Origin of the sequence: Ralstonia sp. RL, assembly GCF_001683835.1 — a bacterium.
In the GTDB taxonomy this organism is placed as follows: domain Bacteria; phylum Pseudomonadota; class Gammaproteobacteria; order Burkholderiales; family Burkholderiaceae; genus Ralstonia; species Ralstonia mannitolilytica.
Window position 1 is genome coordinate 1 of the sequence record NZ_LWRX01000131.1, and the last position, 16,402, is coordinate 16,402.

The window sequence follows — 16,402 nt, forward strand, 5'->3', positions numbered from 1 at the left end:
TGCCCGGTCGCCACCTGCCCGGCCCGGCGGACGTGTCGCCGGACATCGTGCTGGACCAGCCACTGCACGGCGGCCATGTCGGCTTCCTGCTGCGCGACGGCCGCGGAGGCCACGCCGGCCGCATCGACTGGATGCCTGCACGGCTGCTGCGTTTCTTCGATGACGTGCTGGGCCGGCAGCCCCATGCGGGAGAAGCCCATGGATGAGATCGTCCGCCAAGCCATGGCCAAATGGCCCAACGTGCCGGACTGCTTCGGCTGGCTGGCGCTGGACCGGCGCGGCCAATGGCGCATGCGCAACGAGTTCGCGCAGGCCAACAAGCTGTCGGGCGACCCGATCCGCCACGCGCCGCTCATCGACTTCATCGTACGCAACTACACACACGACGAGGCCGGGCGCTGGTTCTTCCAGAACGGGCCGCAGCGCGTATTTGTGGAGCTCGACTACACGCCGTGGATCGTGCGGCTGTCCGCCGACGGCGCCGTGCCGACCTTCACGACCACCACTGCCGCCGCCTTCACGCCAACGGGCTGCTTTGCCGACGAGGGTGGCAACGTGCTGCTGTCCGGCCGTGTGGCCGGGCACGACGCAGAAGACGCCATCGCCCTGCTGCACGACCACGACCTGGAGCCGTTTTCGTCGCTCGCGCAATGGCATGGCGACGCCTGCGGCGCCGCGCTCGGCACGCTTGCCATCAACCACGCCACGTTCGACATCGAGCCGATCCACAGCGCCGACGTCGCGCGGCGCTATGGGTTCGTCCAGCATCCGGCCGGCTAGCGTGGCGCCCTACTTGGGCAGCGCCTTGTCTTCGACCTTCTCTTCCTTGTATTGCCGCTCCATCTGGTGCAGGCGCGCGTCGACCTCGGAGAGCGTGTAGAAATCGGCATCGCCCGCGTCGCGCGCCAGCTTCAGCTGCTCGACCGCAGCGCCCCAGGCACCGTCGCGCGCGTATTTCTCGGCCAGCGCCCGGTGTTGCTCGACGCGCTTGCCCTTGTCGGCATAGGCGCGGGCGAGCAGATCCCACCAGATGGACTGCGCGGTCTCTTCGCGCGTCTTGTCCTTGAGATAAGGGATGGCGTCGTCGGCGCGGCCGGCGGCCAGCAACGTCTGCGCATAGGTGATGCCCACCGCGCGTGAGAGCGGATATGCAGCCAGTGCGGCACGCGCGAGCGTCAGCGCTTCCGGCATGCGGTTGCGGGCGCGCGCGAGCTCGATGGCCGTGACATCGAGCTCGACGCTGCCCGACGTGATGCCCGGGATGTTGCCGTACAGGCGGCGCGCCTCCTGCAGCGCCTGTTCAGCGGCGTCCAGCCGACCCGCCATCTGGTTGGCGACCGCAATGCCGTACCACAGCGCCGCGCGCTTCTCCACCGGGGCATCGGGCGCCGATGACAACTGCGAGCGCATCGCGTTGCTCACGTCGATATAGCCGCTGGTGGACGTTTCTTGCAGCACGCGCGCGCGTGCCCTGGTGAACCCGAACTCCGGCCGGCGCGGCTGGCGCGGGTGCGGCAGGCCGCGCGCGCGGTCTTCCATATCGGCGATGCGCTCGCCGGTCAGCGGGTGGGTGCGCGCATAGCCGGGGATCACGCCGGTATCTGCGATGTTCGTCACGCGCTGCAGCCGGCGGAAGAAATCGGGCATGCCCTCTGGGTTGTAGCCCGCGCCGGTCAGCAGCGTAAAGCCGACGCGGTCGGCCTCGCGCTCGGCGCCGCGCGAGAATGCCAGCTGATTCGAGACCGCGGCAGCCTGCCCGCCCATCGCCACGGCCTGCGCCGCATCGCCGCTCTTGGTCGCGGCCAACCCGGCCAGCAGGATCGACGCCAGCGCGATCCACATCGACTCGCCCGACTTGTCGATGCCGCGCGCAATGTGCCGCTGCAGGACGTGGCCGATCTCGTGGCCGAGCACGGAAGCCAGTTCGGATTCGCTCTCCGTGGCCACCAGCGTGCCGGTGTTCACGCCGATGAAACCGCCAGGCAACGCAAACGCGTTGATGCCTGGGTCGCGCACGGCAAATAACTCGAAGCTCGACGCCGACGTGCTGCCCGCCACGTGCTGGCGGCGCGCGGCGTCGATCAGCTTGTAGCCGATGGCGTTGAGGTAATCGGTGATGAGCGGATCGGGCACGTAGTCCGGATCGCGCCGGATCTGGCGCATGACGCGGTCGCCCAGGCGGCGCTCCATCTCGGGCGACAACGACGCGGTGGACGGATCGCCCATGTCAGGGAGCTCGTACGTCGGCGCATCGACGACGGCGGGCTCTTTCGGCAGATACGGCGACTGCCGGCCGATCTGCACACTGCGGTTCAAATTGCTCTGGACCTGGTCAGCGGCCGCCGCTGAGCCCAGGCCCGGATTGGCCGTTGTGGCAGGCGCTGGCGCGGCCCCTTGCGCCAGGGCCTGCAGCGGCAACGGCAACGGGGCCAGCCAGATCGACAACAACACGGCAGCCGTGAGCTTGCGCGCTCGCGGACGGGACAGAAAAGGCGTCATACGGAAAGCACAGTGCGCGGAATCCGCGTGGCGAAGTCGCCAGCGGCTGGGTGCTTGCTATCATAAAACGCTTCGCATTCTGCCCCGCAAATCGGCGGTTTCCACCATGTCGCAACTCACCCACTTCGATTCCGCCGGACAAGCCCACATGGTCGACGTCGGCGACAAGGCCGTCACGCATCGCGTGGCCGTCGCCACCGGCACGATCCGCATGCTGCCCGAAACGTTCGCCCTCGTCCGCGACGGCACCGCCAAGAAAGGCGACGTGCTCGGCATTGCGCGCGTTGCGGCCATTCAGGGCTCCAAGCGGACGTCGGACTTGATCCCGCTGTGCCATCCGTTGGCACTGACGAAGGTTGCCGTCGAGTTCGAGCTCGATGAGGCCGCGCACAGCGTCCGCTGCACCGTGCGCGCGGAGACGCGTGGGCAGACCGGGGTGGAGATGGAGGCGCTGACCGCCGTGCAGGTCGGCTTGCTCACGATTTACGACATGTGCAAGGCCGTGGATCGGGGGATGGTGATTGGGGATGTGCGGCTATTGGAAAAGCATGGGGGGAAGTCGGGGGATTGGGTGGCGAACTGACACACAAAAAAAGAAGCGCCGGGTGAGCGCTCTTTTTTGTCGCGTTAGGTTTCGGTATTTTCCCTAGCCGGTACCCCAGTCTTCGATTGGCTGCACGGCTTGGTGCCTGTGCCAGCAAGGACCCACGTTATTACGTTCGGACTCGTCGTACTGTCAGGCGTGGCCGTGACCGTGCAGCTTCCCACAACGGCTGATCCGCTCATGGTGATGACGCCCGAGGCACCCAGACTTAGCGTCACATTCGGGGGCTTCGGAAGCCCTGTGTACCCCGTGTGCTCCTTTAGGAGGTCCTCGGTATCGCATGTTCCCGCAATCGTCCCGCTATTCTTCTGGGCACATTCGGCAATTGCAAGCTTCAATGGTTGAATTTGCGTATACACGTCCGCCCACCTGGAACGCGTCACGTAGTCTTGATACTGCGGGACCGCAATAGCGGCCAGAATGCCGATAATCGCCACCACAATCATGAGCTCAATCAGCGTAAAGCCCCGCTGGTGCATAGAAACGTTTTGATATTTGACTCGCATCGATACTCCATCATCAGTGAGTTTCATCTCGCACGGAGGAGATGAAGCGAGTCGAGATTAATGGAAGCCGCGCTGGTCTATTTCACTCACAACGAATTTTTACCGATGCTAAGCCAATTCTTATTCGGATGAAAAAAGCGCCGCGGTAACGCATTGCTTTTTCAGTCTGGGTTTACAAGAAGGCCTTCCAGGCTCAGGCGCGAGCAGAATTCCTTCAATTCGTTAGCGTCTCGCTGGCAGGCTTGCCTCAGCGTAGAGGTCTGCGCGGCAACGATGGCGCTCCCGAACGCCACTTCGGGGCGGCGCAACCGTTTCCGCAAATCGAAAGCCCACCCCGCGAACGGAACCAACACCGCCAGCAGGCCCACCGCGCCGATCTTCGCGAGCAGATCGAGTACGATGTTGTGGGCGATCATCGACATCTCGACGTGCCCGAGCGTATCGGTTTGCACGAACTGGTTCCACGCATAATCGCCCCAACCGCCGCCGAGCCACGGATGGGCGCAAAACATATGCCACGCGTGTTTCCACAAGAACGAGCGCAAGCCAACGCCTTGGTGGAACCGCTCCCCCATGGAACTTGTTAGATCCAATGCCCACGCGGCGTTGGCCAGCGCAATGGCCCAGTTCCACATCTGGTACGCCAACACAAGCCCCGGACCGGCCCTACCAGCGCAAACAGCTTCGTGGCGCGCGAGTGCTGCTACATTTCCGCCGCCAGCACCAAGCCGGCCAATCCGCCTACGACTGCAAGGTGAATCACGTCACGCGAGAGAACGTCAGCGTCATCCCCAGCAGCAGCATCAACATGGCAATCAAGAGCGACACAAGCCAACGCCGGTACTGATGCGCCAAATACAGACACGCCGCCAGCCCGAACGCCGGGTACGTGCCAATGTGATTGGGCTCGTTCAAGTCGCCCCACATGCTCCGGCCCTCACCTAGCGGGTGATCGAGAAGAAGTCCGCCGGCAGGTTCGGAACGCGAAACAACTGCTGCAGTTCGATGGCGACCGTCAGCAGACCCCACACGATCACGGCGACCGCAGTAGCCGTCTCCGCCCCGGGCAACGCGCGACATCTCGTCCCCAGGCCGCAGACGACGGCTGCCGCCAGCAGCCCCAAGATGGCCCCGTAGGAGAAGAACGGATCAACGGCGGCGCAATCACCAGTTGCGCGAGCAACGCCACGGCCAACCCGAGCGGCGCCAATGCGGTTCTCGGCAAGCCGGTTGGCTGGTCCCATGTGAGGCCCAGCGCCACCGCGGCAAAAAGGATCCAGCACACGGCGGCGGCAAACTCGGAATAGAGCGTCGGAACCGGATAGGTGTGCGGCGCGACGAGGAACGGGATCGCCCAGCCAGCGCCCAAGGCAAGCCATGCCAGCAACAACAAAACGGAGAATCGGCGCATCGGACGCTTACGGCCACGAAACGCTTGCAATGAAAAGAGCGCCCGAAGGCGCTCGTGCTGGGCGGCTAGTTTAGCGTAGGGCCGTTCTGCGTACCAACGCGGAGGTTGACATACGGGAGAACCCACCTACCTGCGCGGCGAGCGCAACGGGATGGAAAACGCCAGCGATAGCCGGCGTAATGCCGTTCAGTTAAGCCGGAACGGCATTTTGCTTTTCCTGCACAACTAAATCCCCACATCCCTCCAAGAAAATCTCATTGAGATGAGCGATCAACTGGAACGGGCACCTCAACCAAAAGATCTTCCTCCCTCAAGCGAGTGCAGAAAATCCCAAGACCATCGATTTTCCGAGCGCAAACTGTCGTCAACAGCGTGGATTGTTCTGCATAGTTCATCCAATACTGGTTGCGCAACCGTCGTACTTGATGAACCGCTTCATCGGTCTTACCCTGAAAAGCTAATGCAACGGCCCAACGCTGCACCGTGCCGGAACCAGGGTACATTTGTACTGCCTGATGCTCCAGTGCGGCCATGATGGGTGCGGCCTCCCGCGTCATAGCCGCTGTGTTTGCGATTGCTAAGCTGGCGTAGGGAACGAGCAATAGTTGTCCACTGGCTTGATATCGCTGCAATTCGGCTTCCGCACCATTGGGCGAACTCTGGGCGTAATACAAACGCTCGACCGACTTATAATCGACCCAGATACGGCTGGCGAGAAGCAATCCGCCAACTGTAATGAGCGCCACCAATACCCATGACATGCCGTTAGACGGGAATGGCAGGTTACGCTCATCCACGTAGCCTAGTACAAACGAAAACGGCAGCAAGAAGTAAAGATAGTGCAACGGGTATTCAAGCATTGAATGCATCACCATCACTAGGGCGATGGAATACAAAAAGCCCAGTGTCGGTGTTACACGGCGCTTGCGAAGCGCTACCATCAGTCCAAGAAATGGTAATGCCACAGCAACCAATCCGACCGCGCCAACCTTTGCCAAGAGATCCAGAACGATATTGTGCGCGTTCATGGACATCTCAACGTGACCTAGCACGTCGGTTTGCACAAACTGGTTCCAAGCGTAGTCGCCCCAACCTCCTCCAAGCCAGGGATGGGCCAAAAAAATGTGCCATGCGTGGTTCCACAGGAACTCCCGCAGCCCTACGCCTTGCTGCATCCGTTCACCCATCGATGTCGGCAAACCGAGATGCCACAGTGTGTTCGCATAGGCAACGAGCCAATTGCACAGTTGATAGGTCGCTGCGAGCGAGACGAGAGGAACACTTACCACCACCCACCGGCGAGGGCCTCGCAGGCTGCCGCCCATTGCTAAGCCTGCCCCCCCCGCGATCACCACGATGTGGAGCCATGTGATACGGGAAAACGTCAGTGCCATCCCCATCAGCAAAATGGAGATAGCCAGCAGCAATGGAAGGCGGCGAACCGATCGGTTGCTCTGAAAAAGAAAAAGACACGCCGCCAAACCACATGCAAGGTACGTGGCGACATGATTCGGCTGATTCAGGTTGCCCCACATTCGCCGCCCAGCACCAGTTGGGGCTCCCGAAAAGAACGTGTCAGGCAAACCGCTCACCCGGAAGAGTTGCAAGAACTCGATTCCGGCGGTCGCCACGCCTCCAATGATGACCGCAATGGCAACCGCCTGCACTGTACCGGGCATCTCTCGCGAACGCGCTCCGAGGCTGCAGGCCGCAATCGCACCGAGCAAGAACACGGCTGCAGCAAAGGAGAAGAACGGATTAAGCGGTGTTGCAAGAATCAACTGCGCGAGCAAAACGCCAACAAGCGCCATAGGCGCTATTACGATCCTGGGGAGCACCATCCCGCTTCGCACTGTCAGGCAAAGTACAGTGGCCGACAAACCAACCCAGCAGATGGCCGTTGCAAACTCCCCATAAAAGGTAGGAATAGGATAGGTATGGGGTGCCACCAGAAACGGCACAACCCAACACGCTAGGAGAGCGACCCAAAACAAGGGCAAGGCGATACGCGAGCGGAGCATTAGGATAAAGTACGGTGCAGTGAAATAAAAAGAGCGCCCGAAGGCGCCCTCACAACGTGCACTAGTTTAACTTAGCGGCACTCAGCCGGAGCGTACTTTGCTGGCAGCGTACCCGGGGATCCAGTAATAAGGCCGGTCCGACCAGCAGCAGCGCACTGCCATTGGATGGCCGCACCGGGCGTGGAGCTGGGCGAAAGAGCCGCCCCACTCGACGAAGGGATCAGGTTAAGAGTCGCCCCATTGCTAACCGCGGACGTAAAGGTCAAGGTAATCACACCAGTATTCGAAGCAATATCCAGCTTGGAAACGCTCTTGGTCGCAACGAACGCGGACGAGCCCGCCGACAGGTCAGCTTGTCCGTTTGCTGCGTTTTCAGCCACCAAAGCCTTAGCTTGTGCAGCCAACGACAGGCCCTCCGTCACACGCGCACGGATCGTGTAGTCCTGATAAGCCGGAATGGCGATAGCAGCCAGAATACCGACGATCGCGACCACGATCATCAGTTCGATCAGCGTGAAACCCTTCTGGACACGCTTGTTCAGACGACGCATCGACTTCATGAATTTTCCCCCGGAAAAATTTGGTTAAGGATGATGCGGGCCTATTAGAGCAGGGACTGTGCCAAGCCGAATCCACGAATTTCGACTGGAAAACTGACGCTATTCCGGCGATTGCCGGCGCGTGGCGTGACATTTTTTGACACATCATGACGGGGATCGTCAATTTTTATGGGCGTCACACCACATCTGCGGTGTCAGCCAAAAAGACAAGGCGCCCGCAGGCGCCTTCCACTGAGCCCCTAACGCGCTAGCGGCATTCGGCAGGCGCGTATCGAGCCTCGAGCGTTGGCGTGGCAGTCCGGGTGACGTTGAGCGGCATCTGCTTGCCCTTCGCCGAACACGCCCACATCACCAGCATCGGAGGTGGTGCGCTGGCGCTCAGGTTGACGTACGTGGACGAAGCCGCGCCCGAATACGGCGTAAGGATCAACTGATTCGACCCCGCTTGGGCCACCGCTGATGAGAACTGGATCGTGATCTCGCCGTTCCCGCTATTCACTTGCATGCCGGAGACGTTCTTGCCAATAGGCAGCGAGGCCCATCCCAGCGATAGATCGCTCTGTGAGTTGGCGGCGTTCTCAACCACCAAAGCCTTGGCTTGAACCGCGACAATCAATCCTTCAGTCACCCGCGACCGAATCGTATAGTCCTGATACGCCGGGATCGCAATCGCCGCGAGAATCCCCACGATCGCCACGACAATCATCAATTCGATCAAGGTAAAGCCGTCGTCAGACCGGCGCCTTGTTCCCTTGCAGTGCTTGAAGCCCATGACCTCTCCCAAAGGCATTTTGTTATCCGAACACCCCTGTGCACACACTATGCCAACGCGTACACCATACTTGGAAGGAAAGAACTGGCGCGCCTTGTTGTGAACTCGGGCCAAATCTGACGGTTGTTGGCAAGAGTTGCGACAAATCCCGTCATCACCTACTTTCGTGGGGAGTTGTTCAGACTAGGCCTGCCGTAACGCCCGCCGACTCAACCACCACCCCACCAGCACCACCACCAACGCCCCAGCACAACCGACCACCACATCCGCATGCGGCACGGCACTCTCAAACCATGCCGCATCCACCGGATCGATCACGAGCATGTCGCCGGCCAGGTACCCCAGCAGCGCCGCCCCCAGCGTGACGATGACCGGAAACCGCGCCATCACGCCCACCAGCAGCGTGCTGCCAAAGACAATGAGCGGAATCGACAGGCCAAGCCCCAGCACCAGCAGCAGGAACGTCGTCCCCGGCGGACCCTTCTCCGCCGCGGCGGCCACGGCGACGACATTGTCGAGCGACATAACAAAGTCGGCGATCAGGATGGTCTGGATGGCGGGCCACAGGCCGTCGCGCGGGTGCCGGTCAGCGGCTTCCTGCTCCGCCTCGGTCAGCAGCTTTACGCCGATGTAGACCAGCAACACGGCGCCAATCGTTTTCAGGTACGGCAGCGCAAGCAGCTTCACGGCCAGCACCGTCAATACGATGCGCAGCACGATGGCGCCGGCGCTTCCCCAGAAAATGGCCTGCTTCTGCTGGCGCTTGGGCAAATTGCGCGCGGCGAGCGCGATGACGACCGCGTTGTCGCCCGACAGCACGATGTTGGTCAGGATGATGGAGCCGAGGGCGAACCAGAATGCGCTGGAGGTGAGCGCCATAGTGTTCCCGGATTGTGCTTTGTTGATGGACGGGGACCTGCCTTGAGCCCGCTGCAGTTGAGCTTATACACATGTCGTGCCCGCTACGCACGGCGCGATGACGGTGCGGCGCACAAACAAAAACGGGAGGCCAGGCCTCCCGTCTCCGTGTTACCGCAAACCTTGCCGATTACAGCAGCGACTTCAGCAGTCGGCCCATTTCGGACGGGTTCTTGGTGGTCTTGATGCCGCACTCTTCCATGATGTCCAGCTTGGCTTGCGCGGTGTCGGCGCCGCCCGAGATCAGCGCGCCGGCGTGGCCCATGCGCTTGCCCGGAGGCGCGGTCACGCCAGCGATGAAGCCCACCACCGGCTTCTTCATGTTTTCCTTGATCCAGTAAGCCGCGTTGGCTTCGTCCGGACCACCGATCTCACCGATCATGACCACGGCGTCCGTTTCCGGATCGTCGTTGAACATCTTCATCACGTCGATGTGCTTCAGGCCGTTGATCGGGTCGCCGCCGATACCGACTGCCGACGATTGGCCCAGGCCCAGCGCGGTCAGCTGGCCGACGGCTTCGTACGTCAGCGTGCCCGAGCGCGACACCACACCGATGCGGCCCTTGCGGTGGATGTGACCCGGCATGATGCCGATCTTGATTTCGTCCGGCGTGATCAGGCCAGGGCAGTTCGGGCCCAGCAGCAGCGTCTTGCTGCCAGCCTTACGCATCTTGTCCTTGACCATCATCATGTCGCGCACGGGGATGCCTTCCGTGATGCAGACCACGAGGTCCAACTCGGCTTCAACGGCTTCCCAGATGGCATCAGCGGCGCCTGCGGGCGGCACGTAGATCACCGACACGGTCGCGCCGGTCTGCGCCTTGGCGTCCTTGACGGTTGCGTAGATGGGAATGCCTTCGAAGTCTTCGCCGGCCTTCTTCGGGTTCACGCCGGCGACAAAGCAGTTCTTGCCGTTGGCGTAGTCGCGGCAGCCGCGCGTGTGGAACTGGCCGGTCTTGCCGGTGATCCCCTGGGTGATGACCTTGGTGTCTTTGTTGATCAGAATCGACATGCTGTAATCCTTTTATGCAGCGAGCCGCGCTGTCGTACTTTTCGTACTTGGGCGCCGCTCACGTTCGCGTAGGGTTCGTTCAGCGGGCGGCTTACTTGCCGGCGGCTGCGGCCACGACCTTCTGGGCGGCCTCTTCCATCGTGTCAGCGGCGATGATGGGCAGACCCGAGTCGGCCAGCATCTTCTTGCCGAGGTCTTCGTTGGTGCCCTTCATGCGCACGACCAGCGGCACCGACAGCGACACAGCCTTCGACGCAGCGATCACGCCTTCGGCGATCACGTCGCAGCGCATGATGCCGCCGAAGATGTTCACCAGGATGGCCTTCAGGCCCGGGTTCTTCAGCATCAGCTTGAAGGCTTCGGTCACCTTCTCGGTGGTGGCACCGCCGCCCACGTCGAGGAAGTTGGCCGGCTCGCCGCCGAACAGCTTGATGGTGTCCATCGTGGCCATGGCCAGGCCGGCACCGTTCACGAGGCAGCCGATGTTGCCGTCCAGCGAGATGTAGGCCAGGTCAAACTTCGAGGCCTCGATTTCGTTGGCGTCTTCTTCATCCAGGTCGCGGTAAGCCACGATTTCCGGGTGGCGGAACAGCGCGTTCGAGTCGAAGTTGAACTTGGCGTCCAGCGCGATGACCTTGCCTTCGCCGGTCAGGATCAGCGGGTTGATTTCCGCCAGCGACGCGTCGGTTTCCCAGAATGCCTTGTACAGGCCCTGCAGCGCTTGGCGCGCTTGCGGGATCGAGGCGTCAGGAATGCCGATCTTCTTGGCAATGTCGTCCGCATCGGCGTCCTGCAGGCCGGCTTGCGGGTCGATGATCAGCGTGTGGATCTTCTCCGGCGTGTGTGCAGCGACCTCTTCGATGTCCATGCCGCCTTCGCTCGAGGCCATCAGGGCGACCTTCTGCGACACACGGTCCACCACCAGCGACACGTACAGTTCCTTCTTGATGTCAGCGCCCTCTTCGATCAGCAGGCGGTTGACCTTCTTGCCTTCCGGGCCGGTCTGGTGCGTCACCAGCTGCATGCCGAGGATGTTGGTGGCGTATTCCTTGACTTGCTCGATGCTCTTGGCAACCTTCACGCCGCCGCCCTTGCCACGGCCGCCCGCATGAATCTGCGCCTTCACGACCCACACCGGGCCGCCCAGATCTTCAGCGGCCTTCAGAGCCTCGGCCACCGAGAAGGCCGGAATGCCGCGCGGAACCGGCACATTGTATTTGCGCAGGATTTCCTTGCCTTGGTACTCATGGATATTCATGCGTGTTTCCTTTGCTAGGCTGGATGAGTGTGATGAATGTTGAAAACGCGAGCGGTGCGGGCTTTGTCAGGACGACGGCTCCGACGACGGCTCGGTGACTGGCGGTAGGATCTTGGCTTCGGGCTGGTAGGCGAACCAGCGCGGATAATGCTTGCGGACCACCTCGCCCTCGAAATGCAGGGCATGGCAGCCGTGAAGTTGGTATGGCGGCGTTTCACCGGGCTCGATGGGCCGATGGTCGTTGGAATTGTCGCGCACCGGAAAGACATCGCCCGCAAACGCCTGGATGGCGGCAGTCGGCAGCACGCCGCACAGCTCGGTCAGATGCGTACAGCCCGCCACGCCACCCAGTCTCTCACGCGCGGCCTTTCGGAAACCCTTCATCAGGTTCAGGCCGATGAGCTTGCGATAGGCCGGGCCGATCGTGTCGCAGTGTGTGGGATACGGCACCCAGTCGGAGCACGCTTCGGCATCCACCACGTTCATGCGGGTATCGATGGTCACGCGCAGCCACAGGTCGTGCAAAGGCTCGCCTTGAGGACGGACGCCTCCGCTGGCCAGCGGGATGTCGCGCGGTTTGGTGTCGGTCAGGCGTGCCTCGATGTCCCACAGGCCGTCTTCCCGCAAATAGGCCTCCACCGTGATGGCACGGCGGTGGCGCATGGCGCGCGGGACGGGGGCAGACAGAGGCATGGACCAGACAGACCGATAGGACCGACGGAGCAGGCGCGCGCGGATCTCGCGCATCACCCACGGGACGTGGACGGCAGCGCATCAGCCGCCATACACGAACACAACCCGCCCTGCCACCGGAGTAGAGGGCGGTATCGAAGCCCGGGATTTTAACACGTCGTCACGACGGGACTGGGCCGCGTGCTGCAATGCAATGCCAGAAGCGTTGCAACAACCCGCCGCGGACGCCCCCCCTGCTTGATGGCGCGGCCAGATTGTCCGGCCGGATTGTTGCACGATCAGCGACGTTCAGGACGAATCGTCACCGTCGTCGAGCAATTCGTCTGCGCCGGCGATGATGCGTGACACCACCGACCGTGAAAACCCGCGCGCCACCATGTAGCGCACCTGTTTTGCCCGTTCGGCCGGATCGCCAGGCGGCCGGCCGAAGCGCTTCTCCCACAGCGCCCTGGCCCGTTCGGCCTCGGTACTCTGCAGTTGCGCTTTCACTTCACCGAGCGTCTCATCGCCGAGTTGGTGTGTTTTCAGTTCCTGCATCAGCCGGGCTGTTCCATAACGGCCAGCGCGGCGGTGCACCAGGCTCTCGGCGAAGCGTGTGTTGGACAGCCAGTTTTCGCCTTCCAGCCAATCCAGCAGCGCATCCACTTCTTCGGCGGTTTCCGCATGGGGCGCCAGCTTGCGGCGCAGTTCGGCCCGGCTGTGCTCCCGCCGGGAGAGGTAGCCCAGCGCACGCGCCTTCAGCGACAGGGGTTGACGCGGCAACGGCATCGGTTTCACGCCCAAAGAAAAACGCCCACCGTTGGGGGACGGCAGGCGTGTCAAATCTCGATAGGACCGCCGATCTGCGCCGACGGCCAACCCAATTACTCTTCCTCGACTTCCTCGGCCACCGCGACGGCGCCCATCGGCGTCACGCCCAGATGCTCACGAACCTTGTTTTCGATCTCGCGGGCCAGATCCGGGTTCTCGCGCAGGTATTCGCGGCAGTTGTCGCGGCCCTGGCCGATGCGCTCGCCGTTGTAGCTGTACCAGGCGCCAGACTTCTCCACCACCTTGGCTTCCACGCCCAGGTCGATGATTTCGCCCTCGCGCGACACGCCCTGCCCGTAGAGGATGTCGAAGATCGCCTCGCGGAACGGCGGCGCCACCTTGTTCTTGACGACCTTGACCTTGGTCTCGTTGCCGACCACCTCGTCGCCCTTCTTGATCGAGCCGATGCGGCGGATATCCAGGCGCACGGAGGCGTAGAACTTGAGCGCGTTACCGCCCGTGGTGGTTTCAGGCGAGCCGAACATCACGCCGATCTTCATGCGGATCTGGTTGATGAAGATCACCATGCAGTTGGTGCGCTTGATGGTGCCGGTCAGCTTGCGCAGCGCCTGGCTCATCAGGCGGGCCTGCAGGCCGGGCAGCGCGTCGCCCATTTCGCCTTCGATTTCCGCCTTCGGCACCAGGGCAGCCACCGAGTCGATGATGATCAGGTCGACCGAGCCCGAGCGCACCAGCGCGTCGGCGATTTCCAGGGCCTGTTCGCCCGTGTCCGGCTGGGAGATCAGCAGGTCCGGCACGCTCACGCCGATCTTGTCGGCGTAAGTCACGTCAAGCGCATGTTCGGCGTCGATGAACGCGCAGGTGCCGCCGAGCTTCTGCATCTCGGCCACCACCTGCAGGGTCAGCGTGGTCTTGCCGGACGATTCCGGGCCGTAGATTTCGATCACGCGGCCGCGCGGCAGGCCGCCGACGCCCAGTGCGACGTCCAGCCCCAGCGACCCGGTGGACACCACCTGGACCGGCTCCACTTCGGCATCGCCCATCTTCATGATCGAGCCCTTGCCGAACTGCTTTTCGATCTGCGCGAGCGCGGCAGCCAGCGCCTTCTGCTTTTCTGCGCTCATCGTGGCCGCCTTCTTGCCGTCTTCCATGGTCGTCCTTCGTGCAAATTGGTGTATAAATGGGCCGCGAGGCTTGTGATTCCAGCGGTTGTCTGCAACAGCGGGCCGCAAAACGCAGCCGACTTCATGACTCTAGCGCCGCCAAGACTACAGCACGGCGAATTCGGGATACTGTATAAAAAACCAGTGGTTTTGGCAAGTCTCCCGACGTTCGTGTCGCGCAAAAACCATGTGGCGGGCGGCATGGGCGAACAGACACGTCGCCCGAGCATCGCGGGGAGACACGCATGCGCATCCTGATTGCCGAAGACGACGCCACGCTGGCCGACGGGCTCACCCGTTCGCTGCGCCAGGCGGGCTATGCCGTCGACCGCGCCGCCGATGGCGCCGCCGCCGATGCGGCGCTGTCCGCCCAGACGGCCCAGACCTATGATCTGCTGATCCTCGACGTGGGCCTGCCGCGCCTGTCGGGGCTGGAGGTGCTCAAGCGCCTGCGCTCGCGCGGAGCGATGCTGCCGGTGCTGATCCTGACGGCCGCCGACAGCGTCGAGGAACGCGTCAAGGGCCTGGACCTGGGCGCCGACGATTACATGGCCAAACCCTTCGCCCTATCCGAACTGGAAGCGCGCGTGCGGGCACTGGTGCGGCGCGGCACGGGCGGCGGCGCCACCCTCGTGCGGCATGGACCGCTGGCGTTTGACCAGGTCGGGCGCATTGCCTACATCCATGACCAGGTGGTGGAGCTGTCGGCGCGTGAGATCGGGCTGCTGGAAATCCTGCTCGCGCGCGTGGGGCGTCTGGTGTCGAAGGAACAACTCGTCGACCACCTGTGCGGCTGGGGCGAGGAAGTCAGCAACAACGCCATCGAGGTGTATATCCACCGGCTGCGCAAGAAGATCGAGGTGGAGGGCGTGCGCATCGCCACCGTGCGCGGGCTGGGCTATTGCCTCGAGCGCATGGCCAGCCCCACCACCACGGCCGCCGCCCATGGCTGACCGCCTGGCCTGGCCGTGGCGCCGCTACCGCTCACCGCGCGCCCCGCAGGCCAGCGCCAGGCCCGAGGCTGACGACCGCGACCTCGCCGACACCCTCCCCCACCTCGAAGACGACGCCACGCGCCCGGTCGCCCGATCGCTGTTCGGCGAAATTCTGGACTGGATGCTCGCGCCGCTGCTGCTGCTCTGGCCGATGAGCATTGCGGTGACGTACCTGGTGGCCAAGTCCATCGCCAACGCGCCGTACGACCGCGCCCTGGAATCGAGCGCCATCGTGCTCAGCCAGCAATTGCGCGAGGTCAACGGGCGCATCACGCTGCAGTTGCCGATTTCGGCACGCGAGATCCTGCGGGCCGACGAGACCGACAACATCTACTACCAGGTGCTCGGCACGAACGGCGAATTCGTCTCCGGCGACCGCGACCTGCCGCTGCCGCCCGAAGAGGACGCCAGCGCCGGAGGCCTCGTGCAACTGCGCGACGACCGCGTGCACGGAGCGGACATCCGTGTCGCCTATACGTATGTGCAGAAGCCGGGCGGCAAGCCCGCGCTGGTGCAGGTGGCCGAGACACTCGACAAGCGCGCGCAGCTGGCCAACGAGATCATCAAGGGCGTGATCCTGCCGCAGTTCGTGATCCTGCCGCTGGCGGTGGTGCTGGTGTGGTTCGGGCTCACGCGCGGGCTGGCGCCGCTCAACGCGATTCAGGAGCGCATCCGCGCGCGCAACCCCGGCGACACGAGCCCGATCGACGAAGGCGCCGCGCCGCAGGAACTCACGCCGCTGGTGGCCTCGTTCAACGAGCTGCTGGGGCGGCTTGAGCAATCGGTGCAGACACAGAAGCGCTTCATTGCCGATGCCGCCCACCAGATGAAGACGCCGCTGGCCGGGCTGCGCATGCAGGCCGAGCTGGCACAACGCGAGCAATCGCCCGACGAGCTGCGCCGCACGCTCGCGTACATCGCCGACAGCTCGGACCGCACCGCCCACCTCGTCAAGCAGCTGCTTTCGCTGGCGCGCATGGAGAACATGGGCGCGACCGACGGCCTGGTGCCGCTCGACATCTGCGCGCTGTCGCGCCAGGTGGTGGCCGACTGGCTGCCCAAGGCGTGGGCCAAGCGCATCGACCTCGGCTACGAGGAGCCCGGGCCGCCGGTCATGACCCCGGGCAACGCCACCATGCTCGCCGAGATGCTCAACAACCTGCTCGACAACGCGATCCGCTACACACCCGACGGCGGCCGCGTGACGGTGCGCGTCACC

18 protein-coding genes and 1 pseudogene are annotated in these 16,402 nt (G+C 63.1%); 5 read left to right on the plus strand and 14 right to left on the minus strand.

Translation table 11 applies throughout. From position 1 onward, the window contains the following. Window positions 1-206 (plus strand): annotated as a pseudogene (locus A6M56_RS12465) (alpha/beta hydrolase); the annotation flags it as partial. Then, on the plus strand, window positions 199-780 hold the full coding sequence (locus tag A6M56_RS12470; RefSeq protein WP_102080764.1) for a DUF2946 family protein: 582 nt from the start codon (window positions 199-201) through the stop codon (window positions 778-780). The pseudogene A6M56_RS12465 and the gene A6M56_RS12470, both read left to right, overlap by 8 nt. A gap of 9 nt (window positions 781-789) precedes the next feature. Here the strand turns inward: A6M56_RS12470 and A6M56_RS12475 are convergent, their stop codons facing one another. Continuing rightward, window positions 790-2,499 (minus strand): beta-barrel assembly-enhancing protease, encoded by a 1,710-nt coding sequence (locus A6M56_RS12475; RefSeq protein ID WP_102080763.1) that lies wholly within the window; start codon window positions 2,497-2,499, stop codon window positions 790-792. Window positions 2,500-2,605: 106 nt separating this feature from the next. On the opposite strand from A6M56_RS12475, the gene moaC reads away from it, so the two are divergent. Then, window positions 2,606-3,082 carry a cyclic pyranopterin monophosphate synthase MoaC gene (gene moaC, locus A6M56_RS12480; RefSeq protein ID WP_045786050.1) on the plus strand — a complete coding sequence of 159 codons (477 nt, stop codon included), beginning with the start codon at window positions 2,606-2,608 and terminating at the stop codon, window positions 3,080-3,082. 44 nt (window positions 3,083-3,126) lie between these two features. Here the strand turns inward: moaC and A6M56_RS12485 are convergent, their stop codons facing one another. The 13 genes from A6M56_RS12485 to recA form a co-directional block, all read right to left on the minus strand. Further along, complete coding sequence (locus A6M56_RS12485; RefSeq protein ID WP_502686914.1) at window positions 3,127-3,636, minus strand: pilin; 510 nt, start codon at window positions 3,634-3,636, stop codon at window positions 3,127-3,129. Between the two features lie 134 nt (window positions 3,637-3,770). Then, window positions 3,771-4,244: an O-antigen ligase family protein gene (locus tag A6M56_RS12490; protein ID WP_102080761.1), complete on the minus strand. Its 474-nt coding sequence runs from the start codon at window positions 4,242-4,244 to the stop codon at window positions 3,771-3,773. 124 nt (window positions 4,245-4,368) lie between these two features. Further along, window positions 4,369-4,524, minus strand: a complete 156-nt coding sequence (locus A6M56_RS12495) for a hypothetical protein (RefSeq protein WP_257984090.1) — start codon at window positions 4,522-4,524, stop codon at window positions 4,369-4,371. Window positions 4,525-4,550: 26 nt separating this feature from the next. Next, window positions 4,551-4,853, minus strand: coding sequence for a hypothetical protein (locus A6M56_RS12500; RefSeq protein WP_102080760.1), 303 nt, complete (start codon window positions 4,851-4,853; stop codon window positions 4,551-4,553). Between the two features lie 421 nt (window positions 4,854-5,274). Continuing rightward, a complete protein-coding gene (locus A6M56_RS12505) occupies window positions 5,275-7,041 on the minus strand; it encodes a PglL family O-oligosaccharyltransferase (protein ID WP_102080759.1) in 1,767 nt (588 codons plus the stop codon). A gap of 71 nt (window positions 7,042-7,112) precedes the next feature. Then, complete coding sequence (locus tag A6M56_RS12510) at window positions 7,113-7,601, minus strand: pilin (RefSeq protein ID WP_102080758.1); 489 nt, start codon at window positions 7,599-7,601, stop codon at window positions 7,113-7,115. Between the two features lie 247 nt (window positions 7,602-7,848). Further along, entirely contained in the window at window positions 7,849-8,373 is a 525-nt protein-coding gene (locus A6M56_RS12515; protein WP_102080971.1) for a pilin, read from the minus strand. Between the two features lie 183 nt (window positions 8,374-8,556). After that, a complete protein-coding gene (locus tag A6M56_RS12520; protein WP_102080757.1) occupies window positions 8,557-9,252 on the minus strand; it encodes a TerC family protein in 696 nt (231 codons plus the stop codon). Between the two features lie 169 nt (window positions 9,253-9,421). Further along, complete coding sequence (gene sucD, locus A6M56_RS12525) at window positions 9,422-10,303, minus strand: succinate--CoA ligase subunit alpha (RefSeq protein WP_102080756.1); 882 nt, start codon at window positions 10,301-10,303, stop codon at window positions 9,422-9,424. A 91-nt stretch (window positions 10,304-10,394) separates the two neighbouring features. Continuing rightward, complete coding sequence (gene sucC / locus A6M56_RS12530; protein ID WP_102080755.1) at window positions 10,395-11,561, minus strand: ADP-forming succinate--CoA ligase subunit beta; 1,167 nt, start codon at window positions 11,559-11,561, stop codon at window positions 10,395-10,397. A gap of 66 nt (window positions 11,562-11,627) precedes the next feature. Next, window positions 11,628-12,254, minus strand: coding sequence for a DUF2889 domain-containing protein (locus A6M56_RS12535; RefSeq protein ID WP_045787786.1), 627 nt, complete (start codon window positions 12,252-12,254; stop codon window positions 11,628-11,630). A 288-nt stretch (window positions 12,255-12,542) separates the two neighbouring features. After that, entirely contained in the window at window positions 12,543-13,022 is a 480-nt protein-coding gene (recX, locus tag A6M56_RS12540; protein WP_045786043.1) for a recombination regulator RecX, read from the minus strand. Between the two features lie 95 nt (window positions 13,023-13,117). Further along, complete coding sequence (gene recA, locus A6M56_RS12545) at window positions 13,118-14,176, minus strand: recombinase RecA (RefSeq protein WP_045786042.1); 1,059 nt, start codon at window positions 14,174-14,176, stop codon at window positions 13,118-13,120. Between the two features lie 257 nt (window positions 14,177-14,433). On the opposite strand from recA, the gene A6M56_RS12550 reads away from it, so the two are divergent. Further along, window positions 14,434-15,141, plus strand: a complete 708-nt coding sequence (locus A6M56_RS12550) for a response regulator (protein ID WP_045786041.1) — start codon at window positions 14,434-14,436, stop codon at window positions 15,139-15,141. Beyond that, window positions 15,134-16,402 (plus strand): sensor histidine kinase (locus A6M56_RS12555; protein WP_286758148.1); only part of this gene is annotated, 1,269 nt, incomplete at its 3' end. The genes A6M56_RS12550 and A6M56_RS12555, both read left to right, overlap by 8 nt.

What these genes read in the sequence shown, in the direction of transcription:
- A6M56_RS12470 (WP_102080764.1), top strand. Translation starts at nt 199, where the DNA reads ATGGATGAGATCGTCCGCCAAGCCATGGCCAAATGGCCCAACGTGCCG.
- A6M56_RS12475 (WP_102080763.1), bottom strand. Translation starts at nt 2,499, where the DNA reads ATGACGCCTTTTCTGTCCCGTCCGCGAGCGCGCAAGCTCACGGCTGCC.
- moaC (WP_045786050.1), top strand. Translation starts at nt 2,606, where the DNA reads ATGTCGCAACTCACCCACTTCGATTCCGCCGGACAAGCCCACATGGTC.
- A6M56_RS12485 (WP_502686914.1), bottom strand. Translation starts at nt 3,636, where the DNA reads ATGAAACTCACTGATGATGGAGTATCGATGCGAGTCAAATATCAAAAC.
- A6M56_RS12490 (WP_102080761.1), bottom strand. Translation starts at nt 4,244, where the DNA reads ATGTGGAACTGGGCCATTGCGCTGGCCAACGCCGCGTGGGCATTGGAT.
- A6M56_RS12500 (WP_102080760.1), bottom strand. Translation starts at nt 4,853, where the DNA reads ATGGGACCAGCCAACCGGCTTGCCGAGAACCGCATTGGCGCCGCTCGG.
- A6M56_RS12505 (WP_102080759.1), bottom strand. Translation starts at nt 7,041, where the DNA reads ATGCTCCGCTCGCGTATCGCCTTGCCCTTGTTTTGGGTCGCTCTCCTA.
- A6M56_RS12510 (WP_102080758.1), bottom strand. Translation starts at nt 7,601, where the DNA reads ATGAAGTCGATGCGTCGTCTGAACAAGCGTGTCCAGAAGGGTTTCACG.
- A6M56_RS12515 (WP_102080971.1), bottom strand. Translation starts at nt 8,373, where the DNA reads ATGGGCTTCAAGCACTGCAAGGGAACAAGGCGCCGGTCTGACGACGGC.
- A6M56_RS12520 (WP_102080757.1), bottom strand. Translation starts at nt 9,252, where the DNA reads ATGGCGCTCACCTCCAGCGCATTCTGGTTCGCCCTCGGCTCCATCATC.
- sucD (WP_102080756.1), bottom strand. Translation starts at nt 10,303, where the DNA reads ATGTCGATTCTGATCAACAAAGACACCAAGGTCATCACCCAGGGGATC.
- sucC (WP_102080755.1), bottom strand. Translation starts at nt 11,561, where the DNA reads ATGAATATCCATGAGTACCAAGGCAAGGAAATCCTGCGCAAATACAAT.
- A6M56_RS12535 (WP_045787786.1), bottom strand. Translation starts at nt 12,254, where the DNA reads ATGCCTCTGTCTGCCCCCGTCCCGCGCGCCATGCGCCACCGCCGTGCC.
- recX (WP_045786043.1), bottom strand. Translation starts at nt 13,022, where the DNA reads ATGCCGTTGCCGCGTCAACCCCTGTCGCTGAAGGCGCGTGCGCTGGGC.
- recA (WP_045786042.1), bottom strand. Translation starts at nt 14,176, where the DNA reads ATGGAAGACGGCAAGAAGGCGGCCACGATGAGCGCAGAAAAGCAGAAG.
- A6M56_RS12550 (WP_045786041.1), top strand. Translation starts at nt 14,434, where the DNA reads ATGCGCATCCTGATTGCCGAAGACGACGCCACGCTGGCCGACGGGCTC.